Below are 26,361 nucleotides of genomic sequence, written 5' to 3' on the forward strand. Positions count from 1 at the left end.
GCCCACGGTTCGCCAATCCCCCACGACGAACCGCACTCCGATTGGATTACAGCGTATAAGAAATGCCCATTTGCACCGTACGCGGCTCACCGGGATAAGCGTAGAAGTTCAGGAACGAGCCTTCGTCGTATTCACGGTTGAACAGGTTCTTCACGTCGAGGTTGAGTCTGACCTTTTCGTTTACCTTGTAATAACTGAGCAAGTCGACGACGGTGTAAGGCCCCATCGAGAACGTGTCATTGGCGGTCTGCCCGGCACGCTCGGCTACGTATTTTCCACCTGCGCCAAGGCCAAACCCTTTGAGCGCGCCATCCTGAAACTCGTACACGTTGAGCAGGCTGAAGCTATTGCGCGGAATATTCGCCAGACGTGTTCCGGAGCGCACGGTGGTGTCCCTGGTCACTGCGGCATCCACATAGCCATAGCCACCGATCATACGCCACTCGGGCGTCAGGTTGCCGGCCACGTTCAGGTCGAAGCCGCGGCTGCGGACTTGCCCTGTCGCGACATTGAAGGCCGAATCAACCGGGTCGACACCCTGGACATTTTTCTTCTCGATCTGATAGATCGCCGCGTCGACGCTCAACTGACGGTCCAGCGCTTCCCACTTAACCCCCACTTCGTAGGACTTGCCCTTCTCCGGCTCGAATCCGCCGCCTTGACGACTGGCACCCGTGTTGGGCTTGAACGAGCGCGCGGCGTCCGCGTAGATCGCAACCGTGTCAGTGAGGTCATACATCACCCCGATGCGCGGCGTGACGGCGTTGTCGGCGGCGTTCCAGCTTCTCACACCGGGCACGTAGGATTCGTACTGGTGCTCGAAGCGCTCAAAGCGCGCACCGGCGAGCACCTTTAAACGCTCGGTCAGCGCCACTTGATCCTGGACGAAGGCGGCGTAAGTCTTGAGGTTTTCTTTGTCGTGGGTGGGCGTACGCGTCAGCGCCGGACGTGGCTGGCCATAGACCGGGTTGAAGATATCGATTGGGAAAGCCCCCGCCGCGCCGCTGGAGCGTTGGATGATCGACTTGTAGTCGTAATCCTCATACTCGATGCCGGTCAGCAACGTGTGATCAAGGCCGCCCGTGGAAAAGCGCCCGGTCAGGTTCAGTTGATAGTCCTGGTCGGTCCAGTCCAGCTTGCGGTAGTTGAAGTTGCGCTGGAGGGTTCGCCCATCGGCGTTGAGGCTGGTGGCATTGTTTGCCTCAACACCATTGCCCTTCATCGTACCGTCCAACCACTGCATACCACCGCCCAGTGTCCAGTTGTCGTTGAGTAGATGCTCGAAGCGCACCTGAGCCATGTTGTTATCGTTGTGCAGGTTACCGGCGTACTTTTCACCCCAGAAGGTCTCACGGGACGGCGTGCCACCCTGGTTGGCGAAGCGGGTCAGGCCTCGATCCAGCGGATGATTGTTACGCATGAAGTCGCCTTCGAAAATCACCTTGGTGTCGTCGCTGACCTGCCAGCTCAGTACCGGCGTGACCCCATAGCGTTCGGTTGAGACATGGTCGCGGAAGGTGTCGCCGCCCTCTCCCACCACGTTGAGGCGATAGGCCAGGCGGCCTTGCTCATCCAGCGGGCCGGAGGCATCGAGGGTGCCGCGCTTCATACCCTGATCATCCACCTGGCTACCCAATGTGACCGTACGTTCAGGCAAAGGCTGTTTGGAGACCACGTTGAAGGTACCGCCGGGATCGCCGCGCCCATAGAGCATCGTCGCTGGCCCACGAAGCACTTCAAGGCGCTCAATGCTGTTGGCGTCCGGCATGCTGGGATAGCCCCGGTTGATCGGAAAACCGTTGCGGTAGAACTCTGCTGTTGTAAACCCACGCACCGTGAAGCTGGTAAGCCCCTGGCCACCGAAGTTGTTCGCTCGGCCGACGCCGCCGGCATAGTCCAGGGCCTCCTGCAGGCGAGTCGCGCCAATGTCCTCGACCACGTCCTTGGGCACGACGCTGATGGACTGTGGCGTCTCATGAATTGAGGTGTCTGTGCGCGTGGCACTGGCAGAGCGTGTGGCGCGATACCCTTTGACAGGCCCCTGAGCCGTCTCGGCGTCTACGTCTCCCGTGACGTTGATGGCTTGCAACTCAAGGCTGGCATTTTCGCTGCCGGCAACCTGCGCCCAGGCAACAGGGGCAACCGCCTGAAGTACGCAGAGAGAAATCAGGGTATGACGCATGGGTTTTGGACCTAATGGATGAGCGGACGGGAAGGTAAACCTGCCTGGATTCGGGAGGCATGATATACCAGCAGATCTCATTTGCAACTCATTCTCATTTGAAGGTTTTCGAGTATCGGCTGTGTACCTCTGCCATCCCAGGGCCGGGATGGCAGGAGCAATTTCTCTAACCTGCTTCGACTGCCTTAAGGACCTTGTAGATCTCGGAAATCACCTGCCCCGTCGCCTGTTCAATCGCCCCTTCATTACGGCACAAAACCCAGCCCTGATCACCCGCCGCTCGCAAAAACGCCTGGGTACACTCGACATGCTCCTGCAGCGTATGGATCAACGTACTGCCCATCCCGCGCCGTCGTTGCGCGACCCTCGACCATGAAATCTCGGGGTCGGTGATAACGCCCACATGCAGGTCTGGCACTCGCACGTGTCGGTCCAGGTTTAACTGCAATATGTCGGCGAACGGGACTGTCCGGCGAAACGCGGCATCTGAGGGGTACCAACGGTCTATCAGGATAATGCTGTCGGCTGGCTGTTTAGTCAGCACGTGCCGGGAAATCCAGAGCCGACTATCCGCAAAGCGCTCACACACTCTCCACTCCGAATCATCGGTGGGGTTTCTGGCGTGTGCGTTGACCAGGGCCATGGTTTCAGCCCTGTAGGGATCGCTTTTTCTCTCGCAAAGACGGATCACCTTTTTGTTGTCTGCCCGCAGTGCTTGGGTAACGGCTTCCAACAGCGTGGTTTTCCCCGTGCCTTTAGGCCCATCCAGGGAGACAAATAATGGACGATTCATGCTTCACGTAATGATGGATAAGTGATGAGCACCTTAACGTAGTTTGAAGCCGATGACGCTTGTCGATGCTATGGCTCACGCAGCAAAAAAGACGTGCCCCATGCCAACGGCTCCAACCCCAAGTGCACCGCCAGGCTCTGGCCGATATCGGCAAAGCTGGCTCGCTCGCCCAACCACCCCGCCGCCACGCCTGCACCATAAGCCAGTACGGGCACATGCTCACGGGTATGGTCGCTGCCCGGGCGCGAGGGGTCGCAGCCGTGGTCGGCGCTGATGATCAACAATGTCTGCGAGTCCATCAACGCCAGTAATTCCGTCAGCCTGCGGTCGAAGGCTTCCAGCGCGGCAGCGTAGCCGGCCAGGTCTCGGCGGTGTCCGTAGAGCATGTCGAAGTCGACGAAGTTGGCAAACACCAGGCTGTTGTCAGGTGCTTCCCGGTAGGCCTTGAGCGTGGCGTCGAACAGCGCGTCGTTGCCATCGGCCTTGTACAACCGGCTGATGCCTCGGTGAGCGAAAATATCGCCAATCTTGCCCACCGCGTGCACGGTGCCGCCGGCGTCGCAGAGGCGATCAAGCAGCGTCGCTGACGGTGGCGGCACGGTGTAGTCGCGGCGATTGCCGGTGCGCCGGAACTGGCCCGCGTGCTCCCCGGTGAACGGTCGGGCAATGACCCTGCCGACCGTGTATTCATCACACAAGGTGCGCGCGATTTCACACACTCGGTACAGCGCTTCAAGGCCGAAATGGCTTTCATGGGCGGCGATCTGCATCACGCTGTCGGCCGAGGTGTAGCAAATCGGCTGCTGGCTGCGGATGTGTAATTCACCCAAATCGTCCAGCACCGTGGTGCCCGAGGCATGGCAATTGCCCAGGATGCCCGGCAACCCTGCCCGCTCGATCAGGTCGGCCAGCAGTTGGGGTGGAAAGGACTCGGTCGGCTGCTCGAAATAACCCCAGTCAAACAACACTGGCACGCCCATCATTTCCCAATGCCCGGACGGCGTGTCCTTGCCGGATGATTGCTCGCGCGCATGGCCAAAGGCGCTGATCGGTGCCGCATCGCCCCAGTTGCCTGGCAGCGGGCCATTGCCACTGGCCGCCGCTGCGGCGCCCAATCCCAGCTGGCCCAGGTTCGGCAGGTTCAAAGGTCCCCGTCGCAATGGCCCATCGGCCTCACCACGGGCACAGGCTTCGGCGATATGGCGCAAGGTGTCGGCGCCGGTATCGCCAAACAGCGCGGCGTCGGCACTCGCGCCGATGCCCAATGAGTCCAGCACTAATACGATGGCCTTGCTCATAGGATTGCCTGGATCAATTCGCGCGCGGCCAGGCGTTCACCGCCCAGCCGATACGCTGCGCGTAAGGCGGATGCGCCCTGCCCGGCCTGCTCTTGGGTGCGCGCGTGAACCCAGCCCAGGGGCCGTTTTGCATTCACCTGTTCGCCGACGAAGGCCAACTCGCTGAAGCCCACGGACAGGTCCAGCACGTCGTCCGGATGGCTGCGTCCACCGCCCAATGTCACCACCGCCAACCCCACGGCGCGGGTGTCGATCTCGGTGACACAGCCCTCCTCCTCGGCCCACACCGGCACCGACACGACCGCCTTGGGTAAATGTTCATCGGGTTTGTCGGTAAAACCCTGCGGGCCGCCCAGCGCAACAACCATCTGCTCAAATCGCTGCAAGGCCGCGCCGCTCTGCCAGGCTTGAAGCAATTGATCACGGGCCTGGGCCTCGTCCCTCGCCAGGCCGGCCATCGTCAGTGCCTGTGTGGCCAGCGCCAACGTCACTGCCCACAGGCGTTCACTGCGCACCTCGCCCTTGAGCAAAGCGACCGCTTCAGCCACTTCCAGGGCATTGCCGGCACTGCGGGCCAGCGGCTGGTCCATGTCGGTGATCAGGGCACGGGTGTTGACTCCGGCGCCGTTGGCCACTGCGACGATGCTGGCGGCCAGAGCTCGCGCCTGCTCAGGTTCAGCCATAAAGGCGCCGTTGCCGGTCTTTACATCCATGATCAACACATCGAGGCCGGCGGCGAGCTTCTTGCCGAGGATCGACGCGGTGATCAGGTCTATCGACTCCACCGAGCCAGTCACATCGCGGATCACGTACAAGCGCTTGTCCGCGGGTGCCAGGTTGGCGGTCTGGCCGATGATCGCGCAGCCGACTTCAGCCACCACCGCGCGCAGGCGTTCGGTGCTGGGTTGGCAGTCGTAGCCGGGGATGCTTTCGAGCTTGTCCAGAGTGCCGCCGGTATGCCCCAGGCCGCGCCCGGAGATCATCGGCACGTAACAGCCACAGGCCGCCAGCAAGGGCGCGAGCAACAAGCTGATCATGTCGCCGACGCCGCCGGTGGAATGCTTGTCGACAATCGGCCCCGGCAGCTCCCACTTCAGTATTTGACCGGAATCGCGCATTGCCTCGGTCAAGGCAATGCGTTCGCTCACGTCCATGCCCTTGATGAACACCGCCATGGCGAACGCCGCCACTTGCCCATCGCTGAGGCTACCGTCGGCAATGCCGGCGACAAACCGTTGAATGTCGATAGCGGCCAGGGCATGCCCGTCGCGCTTACGGCGAATCACTTCTTGTGGCAACCACATACTGTGCTCCTTACAGCGAAATGAAAAAGCCGACAATCGCCGCGCTCATCAGGTTCGAAAGCGTACCGCCGATCATGGCCCGCAAGCCCAGCCGCGCCAGTTCTTGACGCCGTTGCGGGGCGATACCCGTGAGGCCGCCCAGTTGGATGGCAATCGAGGACAGATTGGCAAAGCCGCACAGGGCGAAGGTGACGATCACTTGGGTGTGTGCCGACAACAGCGGCACCCCGGCTGCGGCGGCCTTGTCCGCGGTCAGGTAGTTGGCCAGGTCGGCATAGGCGACGAACTCGTTGAGCACCAGTTTTTCCCCGATAAAACCGCCGGCCAGCACTGCCTCATGCCACGGCACCCCGAGCAGAAAAGCGATCGGCGCCAACACGTGCCCGAGCACCAGTTGCAAGGTCAGCTGCGGGTAGCCAAACCAGTTGCCCGCCCAGCCCAGCAGCCCGTTGAACAAGGCGATCAGCGCGATAAACGAAAGCAGCATGGCGCCCACCGCCAACGCCAGGCGCAAGCCGACCTGCGCGCCCTCGGCAGCCGCGTCGATGATATTGGTCGGCCGATTCTCGGCCTGCCCCAGCTCTTCAATCACCTCGTCGGTGCGCGCCGCTTCGGTTTCCGGTTCCATAAGCTTGGCCATCAACAACGCCCCCGGCGCCGACATGAAACATGCGGCGATCAGGTATTTGAGTTCCACCCCAAGCCCGGCGTAACCGAGCAGCACCGAACCTGCTACCGCGGCAAAACCGCCGACCATCACCGCGAACAACTCAGAGCGCGTCAGCTTGGCAATGAACGGCCGTACCACCAGCGGCACCTCCGACTGGCCGATGAAAATCGCCGACGTCACCACCATCGACTCGACGCGACTGGTGCCCAGCAACAGACGCAGGCCGCCGCCCACCAACCGGATAATCCAGCCCATCACGCCGATGTAATACAGCACCGAGATAAAGCTGCCGAAGAACACAATCATCGGCAACACTCGGATAGCGAATACAAACCCGCCATTGCCGAACACTTCAAACATATGCGGTGAACTCAAACCGCCGAACAGAAACTCGATGCCTTTGTTGGCGTAGAGCTGCAGGGAGGCTACCGCGCCCGACAGCGCGGCGAGCACCGTCTGGCCCCAGGGCACGTACAGCGCAAAAGCGCCGATCAGGACCTGGATCACAAAGGCGACCGAAACCGTGCGCCAGTTGATCGAGCGTCGCTGGTGGGATAAAGCAATGGCAATGACAATAAGGGTCGCTATTCCGACAAGACTGATCATGCAGGCGTCTCAATAATGGACCGAGCGGACACAGGCCAATTGGCCTGCCCAGGATTAGAAAGCGTCGAAAGCACCCGGCAACAATTGCGCCAGGGTCCAGGTACGCGTGGTGGCAGGGTCACTGCCCTGGCAAATCACCACTGCATCCTTGGCCATCAACTCCAGCATCACCTGGCGGCAGGCACCGCAAGGGCTTATCAGTGAAACGTTGGGTGCGTAAACCGCGATGGCCCTGAAACTGCCCGGCGCATGGCCCTGGCTGATGGCACTGAACAAAGCGCTGCGTTCGGCACAATTGGTCAGCCCGTAGGAGATGTTCTCCACGTTGCAGCCCAGTACGACCTCACCATCGGCGGTCAGCAATGCCGCGCCGACCGGAAACCTGGAATAAGGCGAATACGTGCGTTCGGCCGCCCGCTTGGCCTCTTCCATCAAACGCTGTTCAATTGTCATTTACAGGGGCATCCCATTTTCTTGCGAGCACGTCCAGGACGGTCGTGACGCTCTTATGGGTGTTATTAAAATAACATTTGGTGTGAATACTCAATCTTTATTTTTGCCTGCGGGCAAAACCCGGATCTTTACTTTCGCGTAAATCCTCCATGCCCTAGGTATGCTCCGCTTTTACTGCCTGACACTGCCTTCGGGGTGCCTGCCAGCGCCTGCGCCACCCTGGGTCCTGGATGAAGCAAACGCATTCAAATGGGGCGCGGCGATCGTAATGCCGGATTTTTTGCGAACAACAAGGATTGAGATGAATATCGGCGCTGTTGAAGATCTGCTTAACGAGTTCCATCTCTGGTATGACGTGGACCAACAGGCCAAACGTCGCTACCAGGCGCAATTGGCCCCTGACTTTCAGCTCATGGCGTTTTTGCGAAGCGACGAGAACGCCCTCTCCGCCTATCTGAGCTTGCTGCTCGATCCGAATGGCGCACACGGGCAGAGTGATCTGTATTTGAGCAGCTTCCTGCGTCTGTTTCAGGATCAGAAATTTCACCCCGCGCCAGCGGAACACAAAAGCAACCACACGGAGTTCAGGCTGCCCAGCGGTCGCCGTCTGGACATGTACCTGCGCTTCAGTTCTGGCAGCGTAGCAATCGAGAACAAACCTTGGGCGCCCGATCAACCCAACCAATTGCTCGACTACGCAATCTACCTTAACAAGCAGCATGGTGATGAGTGGTTGCTCATCTACCTAAGCAATGGTGATGTTTGCGAACGCAGCCTCCCCATGGGCACGCCAGCCTCACTCGCTGAACGGATCGTCACCTTTGATTTCTTCCGTCTCAAGGCGTGGCTCGAAGACTGTGCGCGTCATACGCGGGCAAACTCAGTAAGGGTGTTCGTTGAGGCGCTCGCCCAGTTTGTAGATCAACACATCAATGGAGAACGGCATTTGGATACAACCCAGGAACTCACGCGGTTGTTGCTGCGCAATGACAAAAACATCAAGGCTGCATTCTTGATTTCCCAGCAGTTGCGTGAGGCCAAGCGCGAAATGTGGCGAGGCTTTCTGGCTCACCTGAAACTCAACCTTAGTCACTTAAATGCTGAGTTGTTTTGGGACCAGACATTGCTGGACGGTTCGCCGCAAGGGTCGTTCAGTATTCGTTTTGATCCCTCACACCTGTTTGGCCTCGGCTGGGCGTTTGATCGGGGTAATCACGGCAGGCTCTATTTCGGGATATGCCGCTGGGACGAAGGTGAACATGCTGAGCTGGATGTTCAGCGGCTCGGTAAACACATGGACGCACTGTGTGATGTGTCAGGCGGCACGACGAAATGGTGGCCCTGGTGGACATACGACGCCCGCGCATTCTCCTCGCTGCCCATTGCATCGGACTGGAGCGTTGATCCGGATGCCTGGCTAATGCTAAATGACCGTGAGCAGACGGGTTTTGCCTTTCAGGTCATCGAAATGGTCAAGCGTGTGCAACTCGAGTTTGACTGGACACTGCTCAACCCTCGACAGGGTTGAGCCCGTTGTAACCTCGAGTCTGTTATTGCGGGTACGGTGGCCTGCGCTGATAAGTTGCAACAGGCCACCCGCGCCCAAAACCCTCTACGCAACGCCCAACCCCAAACTCTCGCGTAACGTCGTGCCTTCATACGCCGCGCGATAAACCTCCAAATGCCTGTTTATAAGGACAGAGAAGATGAGGGACTGATCACCCCGCATAAAATACTCACAATGCATATAATAAACACAGAACAATGCGGATAATGCATTTTATAGCCATCGGTTCCGCTGAAACTCAGGTACCGACATTGCATAGCGCCCGGCACCACCTACACTGGTTTGAGTCCAGCGTCCCTGATGTACCTGCAGTCATTGCTCAATAAAAAAACAGTTAGCCAACTGATTAATAGAGTCAACATGAAAGAGCAGCCTCGGCAGCGTGTATCACACGTTCTCGCTCCGCTTAGCCTCCTGTGCCTGGCCCTCGCCGGCTGCACCGTCGGGCCGGATTTCGCCCGACCCGATGTGGCCGCGAACGCCGACTATTCAAAAGAAAAACTCACCACCACCGCCCACGCCGATATCGACACCGGTGGCGCCGCGCAGCGGCTGATCGCCGGGATGGATATTCCTGGCCAATGGTGGACGCTGTTTCGTTCGCCCGCCTTGAACGCATTGGTCGAAGAAGCCTTGAAGGCCAACCCGGATGTGAGCGCCGCGCAAGCCGCTTTGCGCCAGGCCAACGAGCTGATCTATGCCGATCAAGCTTCGTTGTTCCCGTCGGTGAGCGGCAATGTGCAGAAGGCCCGTGAGAAAGTCTCGGGAGTCACCTCCGGCGTGCCGCAATCGCCAATACTGACCGTCAGTTCAGCGTCGCTGAGCGTCTCCTATGCCCCGGATGTGTTTGGCGGTACGCGCCGGCAAATCGAGTCGACCACGGCGCAGGCCGAATACCAGCGCTTCCAGCTGGAGGCGACTTACCTGACCCTGACTGCCAATGTGGTCAATACCGCCATCAGCCTCGCGTCTGTGCGTGATCAAATCGCGTCTACCGAGGAAATCATCCGCCTGCAGGGCGGCCAGCTTGACCTGCTGCAAGCCCAGCGGCGTTTGGGGGCGATTGGCGATTCCGACGTGCTGACCCAGCAAACCGCACTGGCGCAAACCCGTGCGACCTTGCCGCCGTTGCAAAAGCAATTGGCGCAGACACGCAATCAGTTGATGGCCTACCTGGGGCGCTTCCCGAATCAGGACCAGGGCGAACGCTTCAACCTGGCGTCCTTGCAGCTGCCCGAAGAACTGCCGGTGAGCCTGCCGTCGGCCATTGTGGGCCAGCGCCCGGATGTGCGTTCCGCCGAGGCTCAACTGCATCAGGCCAGTGCCAATATCGGCGTGGCTGTCGCCAACCAGTTGCCGCAGTTCAGCATTACCGGCTCGCTGGGCTCCACGGTGGCAAGCGGCACCAAACTGTTTTCATCGGGCTCCGGCGTGTGGAGCCTGGCGGGTTCAATCACCCAGCCGATCTTTGACGCTGGCGCACTCGAACACCGTAAACGCGCAGCCGTGGCCGCTTACGACGAGTCGGCGGCGCGTTATCGCGGCACGGTGGTGACCGCCTTCCAGGACGTGGCCAACGCACTGCGGGCGCTGGAAGCCGACGCCGACTCGCTCAACCAGCAGGTCGTGGCCGAGCGCTCCGCGCAGGCCAACCTGGATCTGGTCCAGGCCCAGTTCCGTCTCGGCGCGGTGGCCTATATCAACCTGCTCACGGCCCAGCAGACCTATCAAAACACTGCACTGTCACGCGTGAAGGCCCAGGCCGCCCGCTACAGCGACACCACGGCGCTGTTCCAGGCGTTGGGTGGCGGCTGGTGGAACCGTACGGATGTGAACCCGGATACCAAGGGCAGCCCGGATCGCTTCGGCCTGCCGTCGTGGCAGGAAATCATGCCGGCCAAGAGCAAAGCCGCGCCGGCCGATGCCGCGCGGCTCAACTGAATCAACAGTGAGAAACCCCATGGCTGAAGTCACCCCTGTCTCTGCCCCACCACCGGCCCCCAATGGTCCGCGCAAGCGGCGACTGTGGCGGCCGATGCTGATCATGATCGTGGTGGTGCTGGTGATTGTCGCGATCATTGCCGGGGTGAAGTTCGTGCAGATCTCGGCGCTGATCGCCCAGTCCAAACAGCCCTTGCCTGCAGCGGTGGTGACGGCGATGCAGGTGCCATTCAGCGATTGGCAACCCAGCGTCTCGGCAGTGGGCTCGATGAAAGCCGTGCGCGGCGTGGATGTGACCACCGAGGTGGGCGGCATTGTGCGCACCATCGGGTTTAAGCCGGGCCAGGATGTCGAAGCCCAGGCACTGCTGGTGCAGTTGAATGCCGACTCCGACATCGCGCAACTGCACTCGCTCGAGGCCACAGCCGACCTCGCCGTCATCGTGCTCAAGCGCGACAAGGCGCAACTGGCGGTCAACGCCATCTCCCAGGCCCAGGTCGACACCGACACCGCCGACTTGAAAGCCAAGCTCGCCGCCGCCGAGCAGCAGCGCGCGCTGGTGGCGAAAAAGACCATTCGCGCACCGTTTGCCGGGCGCATCGGCATCACCAGCGTCAACCCCGGCCAATACCTCAACCCCGGCGACAAGATCGCCACATTGCAGACGTTTGATCCCATCTACATCGACTTCAGCGTGCCGCAAACGCAGATGGAGGCCATCGCCATTGGCCAGGGCGTCGCGGTAACGGCTGACGGCCTGTCCAACCAGACGTTCAAGGGCCGCATCAGCACCATCGACACCCAGTTCGATGCCACCACGCGCAACGTCACCGTCGAAGCAACGGTTGAAAACCCCAAGCAAAACCTGGTGCCCGGCATGTTTGCCCGTGCCGTGGTCAGCTCGGGCGCCACCCAACGCTACCTCACCGTCCCGCAAACGTCGGTGACCTACAACCCGTATGGCACCACGGTGTTCATTGCCACCTCGAGCAAGAATGACAAGGGTGACGAGGTGCTCACCGCGCAACAGACCTTTATCAAGACCGGGCCGACCCGTGGCGATCAGGTCGCGATCCTGTCCGGCGTCAAGGAAGGCGATCTGTTGATCACCAGCGGCCAGATGAAGCTCAAGAACGGCTCGCCGGTGAAGGTCGACAACAGCGCCGCACCGCTGAACGACCCGGCGCCGACGCCCCAAGAACATTAAAGGTGTCCCATGAAGCTTACCGATACCTTTATCCAGCGACCGGTGTGGGCCATCGTCGTCTCGCTGTTCATTCTGATCCTGGGGCTGCGCTCGATTTTTGAACTGCCGGTGAATCAATGGCCGCGCACCGAAAATACCGTGGTCACCATCACCACCTCCTACTACGGCGCCGACGCCTCCACGGTCGCCGGTTTTATTACCCAACCGCTGGAATCGGCGATTGCCCAGGCCCAGGGCATCGACTACCTGGCTTCGTCGAGCATCACCGGCATCTCCACCATCACCGCCACGCTGCGGCTGAACTACGACGCCAGCAAAGCCCTTACCGAGATCAACACACAGGTCAATTCGGTCAAGAACCAGTTGCCGGCGCAAGCCCAAGAGCCGGTGCTGACCATTGCCGTGGGGCAGACTACCGACGCCATGTACCTGGGTTTTTACAGCGACACGCTGCCGACCAATAACATCACCGACTACCTGGTGCGGGTGGTCAAGCCCAAGCTGGATTCGATCCAGGGCGTACAAACCGCCGAGATCCTCGGCGGCCGCCAATTCGCCCTGCGCGCCTGGCTGGACCCGGACAAACTGGCGGCGCATAACGTCACCGCGCAGGACGTGTCCACGGCGCTGGCCAACAATAACTACCTGTCGGCCGTTGGTTCGACACGTGGGCAAACCGTGACGGTCGACCTCACCGCCGGCACCGATTTGCACACGGTGGATGAGTTCAAGCGGCTGGTGATCAAGCAGAAAGGCGATGCGCTGGTGTACCTGGAGGATGTGGCCACCGTCACCCTTGGCGCCGAGAACTATGACAGCAGCGTGGCGTTTTCCGGCAAGCGCTCGGTGTTTATTGGCATCAAGGCGGCGCCCACCGCGAATATCCTCACCGTCGCCAGCAGCGTGCGCGAAGCCTTCCCCGAGTTGCAATCGCAACTGCCGGCCGGCGTGCGCGGCGAAATTGTGTATGACTCCACCGCGTTTATTAACACCTCGATTTACGAGGTGGTGAAGACCCTGGTCGAAGCCATGATCATTGTGTCGGTGGTGATCTACCTGTTCCTCGGCTCGTTCCGCGCGGTGATCGTGCCGTTGGTGGCGATCCCGTTGTCGTTGGTCGGCACCTTCTTTGTGATGTACCTGCTGGGCTATTCGATCAACCTGCTGACCTTGCTCGCACTGGTATTGGCCATCGGCCTGGTGGTGGACGACGCGATTATCGTGGTGGAAAACGTCGACCGGCACATCAAGGAAGAAGGCAAAGGCGTGCTGGAGGCCGCGCTGGTGGCGGCGCGGGAGTTGGGCGGGCCGATCATCGCGATGACTGTGGTGCTGATTGCCGCCTATGTGCCGATCGGGCTGCGCAGCGGGCTGACGGGCGCATTGTTCAAGGAGTTCTGTTTCTCGCTGGCGGGCGCTGTGACCGTGTCGGCCGTGGTGGCGTTGACCCTTTCACCGATGATGACCTCCAAGTTGTTCAAACCAGGGCAGGAGGAAGGTCGTTTCGCGCGCAAGCTCGATGACTATTTTGATTGGTTGCGCAAGCGTTACCACCGCGTGCTGGCGGGCGGCCTGAATATCTGGCCGGTGCTGGTGACCTTTGGTTTTGTGCTGTTCTTGCTGGTGGCCGCCAGTGGCATGACGGCCAAGAGTGAACTGTCGCCCACCGAGGACCAAGGGCTGGTGTTTATGCAGATCAAAGGCCCACCCACCGCCTCACCGCAGCAGATGGAGCGGATTGCCGACCAGGCATTCCAGATCGCCAATAAAGAGCCGGAATACGCGCAGATGTTCCAGCTCACCGGCCTGCCCGCGCTCAACCAGGGCCTGGGCGGCGTGCTGCTTAAAACCTGGGATGAGCGCACACGCTCCCAGGCCCAACTGATTCTGGATTTGCAGCAAAAGTGGAACCAGGTGCCGGGCGCCACCATTGCCGCCTTCCCGCTGCCGTCGCTGCCGGGCGCCCAAGGGCTGCCGGTGCAGTTTGTGATCACCACCACCGATTCGGTGGAAAACCTCAACGAAGTGGCGCAGGCGGTGATGGCCGAGGCACAGAAACAGCAGCTGTTCTGGTTCTCCGACATGGATTTGAAACTCGACAAACCTCAAGCCAAGCTGGTGGTGGACCGCGAAAAAATCGCCGCGCTGGGCATGACCCAAGCCGATGTAGGTGCCGCGCTGTCGGCGGCACTCGGCGGCAATTATGTGAACTACTTCTCCACCGCCGGGCGCTCCTACAAAGTCATTCCCCAGGTGCTGCAAGTCGACCGCCTCAACCCGGACCAGATTCTCGATTACTACATCCGCACGCCATCGGGCAGCATGATCCAGGCGCGCACGGTGGCGCACATCGAGACCTCGACCCAGCCGGAATCGATCAACCACTTCCAGCAACTCAACTCGGCAACGCTATCGGGCGTCAGCGGCGTGGCCCAGGGCGAGTTGCTGGCCAAGCTCAATACCATCCTCACCAACGTGGCACCGTCGGGCTACACCTCGGATTTCTCCGGCGAGTCGCGCCAGTTCATTCAGGAGTCTGGCGGCTTCGTCGGGCTGCTGTTGTTTTCGATCCTGATCGTTTACCTGGCGCTGGCGTTCCAGTTCGAGAGCTTTCGCGACCCGGTGGTGATTCTGTTCTCGGTGCCGCCTGCCCTGTTCGGCGCCCTGGCCTTTATCACCATGGGCTACGCCTCGATCAACGTGTACACCCAGGTCGGTTTGGTGACGTTGCTGGGGCTGATCACCAAGCACGGCATCCTGATCGTGCAGTTTGCCAACGAATTGCAGCGCGCTGGTCACAGCAAGCGTGAGGCGATTGAAGAAGCGGCGGCGGTGCGGCTGCGGCCGATCCTGATGACCACCGCCGCCATGGTGTTGGGCGTGGTGCCCTTGGTGTGGGCGTCGGGCGCTGGCGCTGCGGGGCGGCATGATATGGGCCTGGTGATCTTCAGCGGGCTGTCGATCGGCACGTTGCTGACGCTGTTTATGGTGCCGGCGATGTATATGTTTATTGGTGAAACCCATCATAAGGACGTCGAACAACCGGGATCCGTGCCCGTGGCGGTGCCTGACCACAGCCGGTAACCTGAGCGCTCACCCACGCTGACCACCGAGGCGGCACTTGGATTATTTCGCTGCGCTAACCGCCTTTGTCGAGGCCGCCGAAGGCAATAATTTCTCCCGGGCGGCTGAGCGACTGGGCATCAAGGCCTCTACCGTCTCGCGCTATGTGAAGGATCTTGAGCAGGACTTGGGCATCGCCCTGTTCAACCGCTCGACACGCACGCTGCACCTGACCGAAGGCGGCCAGACGTTTCTGCTGCACGCCCGCCGTGTGCTGGATGAGCTGGAGCAAGCCAAGGCGGCGACCTCGGCGCTCAACCAGCAACCCCGTGGGGTGCTCAAGCTCAATTTGCCACCGGCGTTTGCCCGGCACCATATCCTGCCGGTCTTGAACGTGTTCCTGGTGCGCTACCCGCAAATCAAGCTGGAATTGGTGCTGGATAACGCCCAAGTCAACCTGATTCATGCAGGCGTTGACCTGGCCATTCGGATTGGCGCCCTGCCCGACTCAACGCTCAAAGCGCGCAAGATCTGCGCGGGAAAGTACCTGCTGGTGGCCAGCCCGGGGTTTTGTGAGCAATACGCGGCCCCAGCGACACCGGCAGACCTGGCCGGCCTGCCGGCCATCCTGAGCGCGCATGATGTTGCCTTCGAGGCCGGTGGTGAAGTCCTGCCGCTGGTATACGGCGACTGTATCCGCATCAACGACCTGGACGCGCAGTTGCTCGCTGCACGCCAAGGCTTGGGCTTTGCCTTGCTGCCTGATTGGCTGGTGAGCAAAAGCGTTGAGACGGGTGAGTTGCAGGTCTGGTTGCCGCACTGGAGCATTCTGGGGGCTGAACAGGCGTTTGCGGTGTGGTTTGTCTACCCGCCCAAGCGGATCGTGTCGTCCAAGGTGCGCTGTTTTATCGACTTTGTCGTCGAGCAGCTGGGTGAAACGCCCTATTGGAAATAAGACCGACCTGAGCGGCTCGTACTAAAGCAAAACCTGTGGGAGCTGGCTTGCCTGCGATGCAAGCACCTCGGTACATCAGGCATACCGAGTTGATGCAATCGCAGGCAAGCCAGCTCCCACATTTTGACCGAGTACTGTCAGCTGAAGCGGATATCCAGCGCCCGCAGGTAGGTTTGCAGCCCGGCGTCCTGGATAGGGATCAGGAATGCCTCGGTGTCTGACTCATTGAAGTGCGCATGCCAGTAACCCGGCGGTGTCACGAACGCCAGCCCCGGCGACCAGTCCACCCGCACCGGATTACGGATCTGGCCATCAGCGTCCAGCTCCGTGCCCACCAGCGAATAGCAACCCTCGGGGCAGTTAATGATGAAGTCCAGCGCAATCGACTGGTGCCGGTGCGGCTTCTGGATCGAGCCCGCCGGCAGAATGCCGTACATGGCCCAGAGCACATGCGTGACGGTTCGGGTTTGGGGGAAATTGCGGTTGCCCAGCAAAATGCTGATGCGGCTGCGGTCCTGGGCGCGAGGGTCATCCGCCGCTTCCCGCAGCTTCTGGTTGGCCAGCGCGGCGGGGTACAGCGTCGGCACAAAGCGATCAGTGCTGCGCGTCACACCCAGGTAGCGCAACAGCGGTTCATCATGCACGTAGTACAGGCGTGCATCCTGTGACGCGCTGAAACGCGCAGGCTGCAGGCCAGGCAGCGCGATAAAGCAACCGCTGGACCATTGGATGTCATGTTCGCCCTGAACCACGCGGCCCTCGCCTGCGATGACATAAAACACCTGTGAGGTCGCATTGGGGTGCAGGTCCAGGGCATCACCGGCGTTCAAGCGGATAAAGTTGGCGCACAACCCTGGCCCGGTCGCCGGGCCTTCACAGCCCAGCGCTTGGCTGAGGTCCAGCGCGACCACCCGCGAGGCGCCGCTGTCGTAGAGCGAGGCCGGGAAGCTGTGGTAGGGAATCCGGGTAATCAGGTTGGCGCTGATCGGGTTGGCCGCCTTGCTGTACTCGAAGTACTCGGCGTCCACTTGCTCGTTTGGCACTGTATCGGTCAGGTCGGGTTTGAACTCGCTGTTCATGGTTCACCTCAGGCTTGGGCGGGTTTAAATCCACTATAGGCATTGCGCTTGCGGGGATTAAGCACTCCGCCGGCACAGCAGTTGTGCAGGATGGGGCGGCTTTGCCCTGCGACGGTGCAATCGGCCTGTCCAGCGCCTGAGCGTGAACCGATGATCCATGTGTTCGGCGCCTGTCTCATGCTCAAACGTCATAATCCCTGGTTCCTCTGCGTGGTAATCTTGGCGCCACCACGAATAGACATTGATCGTCACATGACGATGACCAAAGCCAGGAAAGAACATGCCAAAGATTTCTCACTCAGCGTTGCGCCGCAACTTCCGTGAACTGCTTGCAAAACAAATCTGCGTTGAAACCGCCTCCGTCTTCGACCCCATGTCCGCGCGCATCGCCGCCGACCTGGGCTTTGAAGTCGGTATCCTCGGTGGTTCGGTCGCCTCGTTGCAGGTACTTGCAGCCCCCGATTTTGCGTTGATCACACTGAGTGAGTTCGTTGAACAGGCCACCCGCATCGGCCGCGTCGCCCAACTGCCGTTTATTGCCGACGCCGACCACGGTTACGGCAACGCTTTGAACGTGATGCGCACCGTCGAAGAGCTTGAGCGTGCCGGTGTGGCCGCGCTGACCATTGAAGACACGCTGTTGCCGGCGCAGTTCGGGCGCAAATCCACCGACCTGATTTCCGTCGAAGAAGGGATCGGCAAAGTGAAGGCGGCGCTTGAAGCGCGTGTCGACCCTGAACTGTCGATCATCGCGCGCACCAACGCCGGTGTGCTGCCGACCGAAGATGTGATCGCACGCACCAAGGCCTATGAGAAAGCCGGTGCCGACGGCATCTGCATGGTTGGCGTCAAAGACTTCGACCACCTTGAGCAGATCGCCGCCAACCTGACGGTGCCATTGATGCTGGTGACCTACGGCAACCCACAGCTCAATGACAGTGAGCGTCTGGCGGCCCTGGGCGTGCGCATCGTGGTGGCCGGCCACGGCGCCTACTTTGCGTCGATCAAGGCCACTTACGACAGCCTGCGCGCCCAGCGCAAGCTGACCAGCAGCACGTCCAACCTCAGCGCTACGGAGCTGACCCATACCTACACGTTGCCGGAAAGCTATGTGGCGTGGGCTGAAGAGTTCATGGACGTTAAAGAGTAATTGCCGCAACGGTGCTGATTGTTGCAATCAGCACCGGATACTCATGGTGAGGGCTGCTTCAATCAATCCTCCAGCGTTCCCCGCGATTATTACCCGTGCCTTTGTAGCCGCCGTCTCCATCCGGCTCCCAGCCGCCCCCCGCATTCAAGCCGGTGCCGATAAAGCCACCGCGACCATCGGACTCAAGCCCCCTGCCCTCGTTCTTGCCGGTGCCTACATAGCCGCCCCGACCATCGGACTTGTACCCACGCTTGCGGTACTCGCCGGTGCCCTCATACCCGCCGTTGCCATCGGAGCGCCAGCTGGCGCCTGAGGCCTTGCCGTCGCCACGGAAATAGCCTTTGCCGTCAGACCGGTAATCCTCACCCGTGTTAAAACCTGTGCCCTTGTACCCGCCCGAACCGTCCGGGCTGAACCCGCGGCCATTGTTGTAGCCGATGCCTTTGAGGCCACCGTCATCGGCGGGAATATAGCCTTTGCCGATATTTTTACCGGTGCCCCTGAGTGATCCATCTTCTTGCAACGCGTAGTCACCGCCCAGGTTTCCCCCGGTACCTCTAAGGCCGCCGTGGCCGTCCGGCTCATAACCGTTCCCTGTATTGATGCCGGTGCCAATAAAACCTTCGGCCGCCAGCGCTGAGGCACTAAGCCCCAATAAAACGGTAGCGAGCAGGATACATGACGCTTTTTTCATGAGGCCTCTGGTCCTTTCAGAGAGGATGATGGGCGCCATGATAGGGCATGGGTTCTGCGCCGCAACTGCAACCCAAGTAAAACAGGCAACCATTGTGGCGAGGGCGCTTGCTCCCGCTGGGGCGCTAAGCGTCCCTGAAAAACGGGCCTGCTGCGCAGTCCAGCGGGAGCAAGCTCCCTCGCCACAGTGATGGTGTTGCGCCTTACGTCAGTAATTGGCGTTGGGATTTCCCACGTCCACCTTCTCGCAGTGTGTCTTTCACGCCACTCTGGGAAGGATTATTGGAGCGCAAGTGCAACAGTCTTGTTACAAACAAATAATTAGGCGCGCGCAAGCAAATCGCCACTACTGATGGCGACTTAAAAGTATCAACATGGATATATATTTATTGATATCAGCTTAAAAAATCCGCCGCAGAGCCTGCGGCGGCAAACCAAAGGTTTTGTCGAAGCAGAGCGGCTAAGACCCTGTCAACGCTACACCCATGGGACATTAAAAGAGGTGAAGTTTAATTAATCGAGTTTAATCCTCGGCACCGCTGCTGCCCTCGAAAAATATGATAAAAATCAGCTTCGACAACCACGTCGAGCACAATAAAAACAGCATTACGCTCACCTGAAACATCTGCCATACAACCTTAAGCACTATCCAAGCATGCGGTGTTTCTGTGCACGCGTTAATTATTCCGGGGAACTAACAACATGATCAAACAGTGGTGCCTGTTAACGCTGGCGGTGTGCGCCAGTATCAGCCAAGCGGCCCTCGCCGAGTCAGTCAGCGACCAGGCCGATTCCAAAGGTTTTATCGACGGCAGCAGCATTACCGGGTTATTGCGCAACTATTACTTCGACCGCGACCGCCAAAGTGGCAAGGCCGACAACCGCGACTGGACCCAAGGCGCGATGCTCAACTACGCCTCGGGCTTTACCCAGGGCACCATCGGTTTTGGCGTGGATGCCTACGCCTACGGCGCGATGAAACTCGACGCCACCCACGCCGATGCCGGCACCGGTGAATTACCGACCAACCGCAATGGCGACCCGGAAAATGGCTATGGCTCAGTGGGCGCTGCGGTAAAGATCAAGGTTTCCAAAACCCAGCTTAAATTCGGTGACATGCAACCCACCGCGCCGGTATTCGCCACCGGCGGCACGCGCATTCTGCCGCAGACCGCCACCGGGTTTGACCTGACCAGCAGCGAAATCGCAGGCCTGGACCTGGAAGCCGGGCACTTCACCAGCACCAACAGCGGCATGACCAGCAACCATGACCACGATATCTACGCGACCTACGCCAACGTGGCGGCCAACAGCGCAAGTTTTGTCGGCGGCAAATACACCTTTACCCCATCGTTGAGCGCGACCCTGTATGCCGGTCAGCTGGAAGACATCTGGCGCCAGTACTACACCAACCTCAACTACGTGATCCCACTGGGGCATGACCAGTCACTCGCGCTGGACGGCAACCTGTACCGCACCCTCGACACCGGCAGCGCCAAGGCCGGGGCCATCAACAACACCACCTACTCGGTGGCGGCGGCCTACTCGTTCCTGGCGGCGCATACCCTGACGCTGTCGTTCCAGAAAGTCCACGGCGACACGCCGTTCGACTACATCGGCACCGGCAACAATGGCGCGGGCGAAGGCGGCGACTCGGTGTTCCTGGCCAACTCGATCCAGTGGGGCGACTTCAACGGGCCGGGCGAACAGTCGTGGGGCATCCGTTATGACCTGAACATGGCCAGTTACGGCGTACCGGGCCTGAGCTTCATGACCCGCTACGTCAACGGCTCGGACATCAATGGCACCCACACCCCGACCAACAGTGCCTACGCCGGCGACTATGGCGCCGACGGCGACCACCACGAGACCGATGTGGAGGCCAAATACGTGCTGCAAAGCGGCCCGGCGAAAAACCTGTCGTTTCGTGTGCGTGACGCCATGGTTTCATCCAACGCCGACCAACGGGACGGCAAGTTGAATGAGCTGCGGGTGATCGTCGACTATCCGTTTACCCTGTTGTAATCATTCCAGGCTCAGCCGCTCGCGCATCCCTGCGCTGGCGGCTGGACCGGCCTGCACCACGCAGCGATCCCACCCCACTACCGAGCCTTCGGCGGTTGCCATCATCGGCTCCAGCAACTTCCCGGTCTCGCGCTCCACCACCTCCACGCTGCGGCCTTCTTCGGCGTAATGCCGATTGCCCCACGCCACCAATGCCATCAGCACCATACGAAAGTCCTCGCCCTTGGCTGTCGGCACGTATTCGTAACGTGGCGGCCGCTCGCTGTAGGCGCGGCGCTCAAGCATGCCGGCCTCCACCAAACCATTCAGGCGGCGCGTCAGCATGTTCGGCGCGATGCCCAGGCTGCGCGAGAACTCATCAAAACGCCGCAAGCCGTGCAGCGCGTCACGCATGATCAACATGCTCCACCACTCCCCTACCCGTTCAAGACTGCGGGCGATGGGGCATTCGTCGCTGATAAGGGATTTGCGTTGCATGGACGTTCCTGGCTGCGGGTGCAAAAGTGTGTGACCCCATGTTACTTTCATCATGATAGTGACGTCCACAGCTGTGTATCCCTCAAGCAACAGGAGTCGATTGATCATGAGTAAACGTATCGTCGTGACAGGCATGGGCGCGCTGACGCCGCTGGGGTCGAGTGTGGAATCCACCTGGCAGCGCTTGTTGAACGGGCAATCGGGCATTCGTCGCCTGCCCGAAGAATTGATCGGCGACCTGGCCGTCAGCATCGGTGGCCAGGTGCAAACTGTGCTGCAAGACCCCGAAGCCGGGTTTGATCCCGATCGACTGCTGGCCGCCAAGGAACAGCGCAAGATGGACCGTTTTATCCTGTTCGCCCTGGCCGCTGCGGATGAAGCCCTGAAGCAAGCCGGTTGGGCGCCAGAAACGCCGCAAGAGCAGGAACGCACAGCCACCATCATTGCCTCCGGCGTCGGCGGTTTCCCGGCGATTGCCGAGGCGGTGCGCACCACCGACAGCAAAGGCCCACGGCGGTTGTCGCCGTTTACCATTCCATCGTTTCTGAGCAACATGGCCGCCGGGCATGTGTCGATCAACTATGGCTTGAAAGGCCCATTGGGCGCACCGGTGACCGCCTGCGCGGCGGGTGTACAGGCGATTGGCGATGCGGCGCGAATGATCCGCGCCGGGGAAATCGATGTGGCGGTGTGCGGTGGCGCGGAAGCGGCGATTCATCGGGTCAGCCTTGCCGGCTTTGCTGCCGCACGGGCGTTGTCCAGCGACTTCAATGACACGCCGGAGCTCGCTTCGCGGCCGTTCGATCAGGCGCGTGATGGTTTTGTGATGGGCGAAGGCGCAGGGATCCTGGTCATCGAAGCGCTTGAGCACGCCCTGGCACGCGGCGCGCAACCCATTGCCGAACTGGTCGGGTATGGCACCAGCGCCGATGCCTATCACATGACCGCAGGCCCGGAAGACGGCGATGGCGCGCGGCGGGCAATGACGCAAGCATTGCGTCAAGCCGGTATCGAGGCGTCCCAGGTGCAGTATTTGAATGCGCATGCAACGTCGACACCCGTGGGTGACAAAGGCGAACTGGCAGCCATCAAGACCGTGTTCGGCGCCAGTGGCCACCCGGCCATCAGTTCGACCAAATCCGCCACCGGCCACCTGTTGGGCGCCGCCGGCGGCATTGAAGCGATCTTCACCGTCCTCGCACTGCGCGATCAGATTGCGCCGATAACACTTAACCTCGACAACCCGGATGCGCTGGCAGACGGCCTGGACATGGTGCGCGGTAAGGCGCGGCCCATGCCGATTGAATACGCGCTGTCCAATGGCTTCGGTTTTGGCGGGGTGAATGCCAGCGTGCTGTTCCGGCGCTGGGTGTAGTTTGCCCCTGCCGTAGATTTCGGGGACCATGGGCGCCTTTCTGCAACCGCCAACAAGAGGCGCCCATGGCCAACCACGACCTGTCCTTCACCCCCGACCCGGATGCCGACTCCATCTCCAGCGACGTCATCGGCTTCAATGGCATCCTGGTTTCCACCCAAATCCCGACGCACGCCGACGGCAGCCTGGAACTGGGCGATATCACCCTGCAAAGCGAATGCACCCTGCAAGCGCTGAAGGTCGCGCTGGAGAAAGCCGGCAGCTCCATGGACCGGGTGATGCACCTGACCATCTACCTCACCGACATGGCTGACCGCGCGGCATTCAACGAAGTCTACAAACGCTTTTTCGCCAAGCCCTGGCCCGTTCGTGCCGCCGTTGGCGTGGCTGCCTTGGCGGTAGAAGGCATGCGCGTGGAAGTCACCGCGATGGCCGCCAAAGCCTGAGTTCCAAGCCTCAGCACACATCCACTGTGGGAGCTGGCTTGCCTGCGATGGCATCACCTCGGTATGCCTGATGTACCGGGTTGCCTGCATCGCAGGCAAGCCAGTTCCTACATGACAGCCCTGCGGTAGATGCCGGTCAGGCATTTCACAGCTACAATGCGCGCCTCAACCGTGACAAGCCTGACTAAAAAAACTATGTCCTTGCCCAAGCACCACCTGGAATTGCTCAGCCCTGCCCGTGATGTCGCCATTGCGCGCGAGGCTATCTTGCATGGCGCCGACGCCATCTACATCGGCGGCCCAAGCTTCGGCGCGCGCCATAATGCGTGCAACGAGGTGAGCGATATCGCTCAACTGGTGGAATTCGCCCGCCGTTACCACGCCCGCGTGTTCACCACCATCAACACCATCCTGCATGACAACGAGCTGGAACCTGCGCGCAAGCTGATCCATCAGCTCTACGACGCTGGTGTCGATGCCTTGATCGTGCAAGACCTGGGCGTGATGGAGCTGGATATTCCGCCCATCGAGTTGCACGCCAGCACCCAGACCGATATCCGCACCCTGGCCCGCGCCAAGTTTCTCGACCAGGCCGGTTTCTCGCAGTTGGTATTGGCCCGTGAGCTGAACCTGCAAGAGATCCGCGCCATCGCCGACGAGACCGATGCCGCCATCGAGTTCTTCATTCACGGTGCGCTGTGCGTGGCGTTCTCCGGGCAGTGCAATATCTCCCACGCACAAAATGGCCGCAGCGCCAACCGTGGCGACTGCTCCCAGGCCTGCCGCCTGCCGTACACCTTGAAAGATGACCAGGGCCGCGTCGTGGCCTTTGAAAAACACCTGCTGTCGATGAAAGACAATAACCAGAGCGCCAACATCCGCGCCCTGGTCGAAGCCGGCGTGCGTTCGTTCAAGATCGAAGGTCGCTACAAAGACATGGGCTATGTGAAGAACATCACCGCCTATTACCGCCAGCGCCTTGATGATGTGCTCGAAGACCGCACGGACCTGGCCCGTGCCTCCAGCGGCCGTACCGCGCACTTCTTCCTGCCCGACCCGGAAAAAACCTTCCACCGTGGCAGCACCGACTATTTTGTCACCGACCGCAAGGTCGACATCGGCGCCTTCGATACCCCAACCTTTACCGGCCTGCCGGTGGGTGTGGTGGAAAAAGCCGGCAAGCGCGACTTGCAGGTGGTCACCCATGAGCCGCTGTCCAATGGCGACGGCCTCAATGTGCTGGTCAAACGCGAGGTCGTGGGGTTCCGCGCCAATATCGCCGAGCCTAAAGGCGAATTTGAGGAGGACGGTGAGAAGCGCTATCGCTACCGCGTCGAGCCGAATGAAATGCCGGCCGGATTGCATCAACTGCGCCCGAACCATCCGCTGAACCGCAACCTCGACCATAACTGGCAACAAGCGCTGCTCAAAACCTCCGCCGAGCGCCGCATCGGCCTGGCCTGGGTGGCACGTCTGCGTGAAGACCAGCTTGAAGTCACCGCCACCAGCGAAGAAGGCATCAGCGCCAGCGTCACCCTGCCCGGTCCGTTTGGCGTGGCCAACAAGCCGGAACAGGCGCTCGACACCCTGCGCGACCTGCTTGGCCAACTCGGCACCACCGAGTACCACGCCACGCACATCGAGCTGGATGCGCCGCAGGCGTTCTTCATCCCCAACTCGCAGCTCAAGGCCTTGCGCCGTGAAGTGATCGAAGCACTGACTGCCGCACGCGTTGCCGCGCACCCGCGTGGCGGGCGCAAAGCTGAAACCTCACCGCCGCCGGTCTACCCGGAAGCGCACCTGTCGTTCCTGGCCAACGTCTACAACCAGAAGGCCCGTGATTTTTATCACCGTCACGGCGTCAAGCTGATCGACGCGGCCTTCGAAGCCCACGAAGAAACCGGCGAGGTGCCGGTGATGATCACCAAGCACTGCCTGCGTTTCTCGTTCAACCTGTGCCCTAAACAGGCCAAGGGTGTGACCGGCGTGAAAACCAAGGTGGCGCCGATGCAGTTGATTCACGGCGACGAAGTGCTGACCCTCAAGTTCGACTGCAAGCCATGCGAGATGCACGTGGTGGGCAAGATCAAGGGGCATATCCTTGGGCTGCCGCAGCCGGGCAGTAAGGTGGAGCATTTCAACCCGGAAAACATCATCTTTCAGGGCACGCACTAGCCCTTGGGGCGCGGGGCCACCACCAGCCCCGCTGCAACCCCGCTGCCGCCAGCAGGATTGCGGCCACGCCCAGCCATTGCAGCCAGCCCAGGCGATGGCCGAACGCAATCCAGTCAACAAAAATCGCCGCAATCGGATAGATAAACGACAGTGCCCCGGTGATGGCGGTGGGCAGTTTCTGGATCGCGCCGTACAACAACACGTACATCAAACCGGTGTGTACCACCCCAAGCGTCACCAGTGCAGCCCACGCATTGGTTGACACCGGCAGGCTGTTCCAGGGCACCAGCGGCGCGAGTAACAGTGCGCCGGTTGTCACCTGGATCAACGCCATCAAATGCGGCGGCACTTCCTTCAGGCGCTTGATGATCAGCGCGGCAATCGCATACAAAAATGCCGCCCCCAAGGCCAGCGCAATACCCGCAAGGTAAGCCTCGCCACCGCTTTGCTGCTCACCATGGGCGGTGACAATCGCCAACATGCCGAGGAACGCGACGCTCAACCACGCCATTTTCTGCACGGTGATTTTCTCACCGAGAAATACCGCGGCCAGCATCACCAACATAAACGGCTGCACGTTGTAGACCGCCGTGCTGATTGCAATTGAGGCGTGGGAATAGGATTCGAACAACAGCAACCAATTGCCGACGATGGCCACGCCACTGAGCATCGCCAAGCCGAACTTGGCCCTGGTGAGCAATTCAAGCCGCAGATAACCCAGCAGAGCGCAGACCAGCAACAAGGCCAGCGCGCCGATCACGCAGCGCCAGAACACCACCTCGATCACCGATACACCAGAGACCAATACAAACCAGCCGATGGTGCCCGAAATCAGCATGGCGGCGACCATTTCCCACGACCCGCGACGGATAGATGTGTCCACGATGAAAGCTCCTCAAGTG

Annotated in this window: 20 protein-coding genes; 10 read left to right on the forward strand and 10 right to left on the reverse strand. The window is 60.5% G+C overall.

Features of this window, described 5'->3' with window-relative positions; all coding sequences use genetic code 11:
* Positions 1 to 46: 46 nt before the first annotated feature.
* From AOA62_RS22195 to AOA62_RS22220, 6 genes are all read right to left on the reverse strand, one after another.
* Complete coding sequence (locus AOA62_RS22195; RefSeq protein WP_099549761.1) at positions 47 to 2,182, reverse strand: TonB-dependent siderophore receptor; 2,136 nt, start codon at positions 2,180 to 2,182, stop codon at positions 47 to 49.
* Between the two features lie 166 nt (positions 2,183 to 2,348).
* Complete coding sequence (locus tag AOA62_RS22200; RefSeq protein ID WP_099549762.1) at positions 2,349 to 2,975, reverse strand: dTMP kinase; 627 nt, start codon at positions 2,973 to 2,975, stop codon at positions 2,349 to 2,351.
* Between the two features lie 68 nt (positions 2,976 to 3,043).
* Positions 3,044 to 4,273: a phosphopentomutase gene (locus AOA62_RS22205; RefSeq protein WP_099549763.1), complete on the reverse strand. Its 1,230-nt coding sequence runs from the start codon at positions 4,271 to 4,273 to the stop codon at positions 3,044 to 3,046.
* A complete protein-coding gene (gene deoA, locus AOA62_RS22210; protein WP_099549764.1) occupies positions 4,270 to 5,577 on the reverse strand; it encodes a thymidine phosphorylase in 1,308 nt (435 codons plus the stop codon). The genes AOA62_RS22205 and deoA overlap by 4 nt, the downstream gene beginning before the upstream one ends.
* Before the next feature lie 10 nt (positions 5,578 to 5,587).
* The gene (locus tag AOA62_RS22215; protein ID WP_017135630.1) at positions 5,588 to 6,853 is read right to left on the reverse strand and encodes a NupC/NupG family nucleoside CNT transporter; all 1,266 of its coding nucleotides are present in this window, start codon (positions 6,851 to 6,853) and stop codon (positions 5,588 to 5,590) included.
* A 54-nt stretch (positions 6,854 to 6,907) separates the two neighbouring features.
* The gene (locus AOA62_RS22220) at positions 6,908 to 7,306 is read right to left on the reverse strand and encodes a cytidine deaminase (protein WP_026013575.1); all 399 of its coding nucleotides are present in this window, start codon (positions 7,304 to 7,306) and stop codon (positions 6,908 to 6,910) included.
* 301 nt (positions 7,307 to 7,607) lie between these two features.
* On the opposite strand from AOA62_RS22220, the gene AOA62_RS22225 reads away from it, so the two are divergent.
* The 5 genes from AOA62_RS22225 to AOA62_RS22245 all read left to right on the forward strand — a co-directional run bounded on the left by AOA62_RS22225 (position 7,608) and on the right by AOA62_RS22245 (position 16,039).
* Complete coding sequence (locus tag AOA62_RS22225) at positions 7,608 to 8,834, forward strand: PD-(D/E)XK nuclease family protein (RefSeq protein WP_099549765.1); 1,227 nt, start codon at positions 7,608 to 7,610, stop codon at positions 8,832 to 8,834.
* 399 nt (positions 8,835 to 9,233) lie between these two features.
* Positions 9,234 to 10,814 (forward strand): efflux transporter outer membrane subunit, encoded by a 1,581-nt coding sequence (locus tag AOA62_RS22230; protein WP_099549766.1) that lies wholly within the window; start codon positions 9,234 to 9,236, stop codon positions 10,812 to 10,814.
* Between the two features lie 94 nt (positions 10,815 to 10,908).
* Positions 10,909 to 12,021: an efflux RND transporter periplasmic adaptor subunit gene (locus AOA62_RS22235; protein ID WP_177033254.1), complete on the forward strand. Its 1,113-nt coding sequence runs from the start codon at positions 10,909 to 10,911 to the stop codon at positions 12,019 to 12,021.
* Positions 12,022 to 12,030: 9 nt separating this feature from the next.
* Positions 12,031 to 15,105, forward strand: coding sequence for an efflux RND transporter permease subunit (locus tag AOA62_RS22240; RefSeq protein WP_099549768.1), 3,075 nt, complete (start codon positions 12,031 to 12,033; stop codon positions 15,103 to 15,105).
* Between the two features lie 37 nt (positions 15,106 to 15,142).
* Entirely contained in the window at positions 15,143 to 16,039 is an 897-nt protein-coding gene (locus AOA62_RS22245; protein WP_099549769.1) for a LysR family transcriptional regulator, read from the forward strand.
* 137 nt (positions 16,040 to 16,176) lie between these two features.
* On the opposite strand, the gene AOA62_RS22255 is transcribed toward AOA62_RS22245, so the two are convergent.
* Positions 16,177 to 17,118, reverse strand: a complete 942-nt coding sequence (locus AOA62_RS22255; RefSeq protein ID WP_099549770.1) for a cupin — start codon at positions 17,116 to 17,118, stop codon at positions 16,177 to 16,179.
* 280 nt (positions 17,119 to 17,398) lie between these two features.
* On the opposite strand from AOA62_RS22255, the gene AOA62_RS22260 reads away from it, so the two are divergent.
* Complete coding sequence (locus tag AOA62_RS22260; protein WP_017135623.1) at positions 17,399 to 18,268, forward strand: oxaloacetate decarboxylase; 870 nt, start codon at positions 17,399 to 17,401, stop codon at positions 18,266 to 18,268.
* A 58-nt stretch (positions 18,269 to 18,326) separates the two neighbouring features.
* On the opposite strand, the gene AOA62_RS22265 is transcribed toward AOA62_RS22260, so the two are convergent.
* A complete protein-coding gene (locus AOA62_RS22265; RefSeq protein ID WP_099549771.1) occupies positions 18,327 to 18,962 on the reverse strand; it encodes a hypothetical protein in 636 nt (211 codons plus the stop codon).
* A 701-nt stretch (positions 18,963 to 19,663) separates the two neighbouring features.
* Between AOA62_RS22265 and AOA62_RS22270 the strand changes: the two genes are divergently transcribed.
* A complete protein-coding gene (locus AOA62_RS22270; protein WP_099549772.1) occupies positions 19,664 to 20,986 on the forward strand; it encodes an OprD family porin in 1,323 nt (440 codons plus the stop codon).
* On the opposite strand, the gene AOA62_RS22275 is transcribed toward AOA62_RS22270, so the two are convergent.
* Positions 20,987 to 21,463 carry a helix-turn-helix domain-containing protein gene (locus AOA62_RS22275; RefSeq protein ID WP_017135619.1) on the reverse strand — a complete coding sequence of 159 codons (477 nt, stop codon included), beginning with the start codon at positions 21,461 to 21,463 and terminating at the stop codon, positions 20,987 to 20,989.
* A gap of 106 nt (positions 21,464 to 21,569) precedes the next feature.
* Here AOA62_RS22275 and fabF point away from each other — a divergent pair, with 106 nt between their 5' ends.
* The 3 genes from fabF to AOA62_RS22290 all read left to right on the forward strand — a co-directional run bounded on the left by fabF (position 21,570) and on the right by AOA62_RS22290 (position 25,459).
* Positions 21,570 to 22,838 carry a beta-ketoacyl-ACP synthase II gene (gene fabF / locus AOA62_RS22280; protein WP_099549773.1) on the forward strand — a complete coding sequence of 423 codons (1,269 nt, stop codon included), beginning with the start codon at positions 21,570 to 21,572 and terminating at the stop codon, positions 22,836 to 22,838.
* 65 nt (positions 22,839 to 22,903) lie between these two features.
* Entirely contained in the window at positions 22,904 to 23,284 is a 381-nt protein-coding gene (locus tag AOA62_RS22285) for a RidA family protein (protein ID WP_017135617.1), read from the forward strand.
* 195 nt (positions 23,285 to 23,479) lie between these two features.
* Entirely contained in the window at positions 23,480 to 25,459 is a 1,980-nt protein-coding gene (locus AOA62_RS22290; protein WP_058420323.1) for a U32 family peptidase, read from the forward strand.
* Here AOA62_RS22290 and AOA62_RS22295 read toward each other — a convergent pair.
* Positions 25,437 to 26,342, reverse strand: coding sequence for a DMT family transporter (locus AOA62_RS22295; protein WP_099549774.1), 906 nt, complete (start codon positions 26,340 to 26,342; stop codon positions 25,437 to 25,439). The two genes, AOA62_RS22290 and AOA62_RS22295, sit on opposite strands and share 23 nt — an antisense overlap.
* Positions 26,343 to 26,361 lie beyond the last annotated feature (19 nt).

This window comes from Pseudomonas sp. 2995-3 (assembly GCF_002742565.1).
Lineage (GTDB): Bacteria > Pseudomonadota > Gammaproteobacteria > Pseudomonadales > Pseudomonadaceae > Aquipseudomonas > Aquipseudomonas edaphica.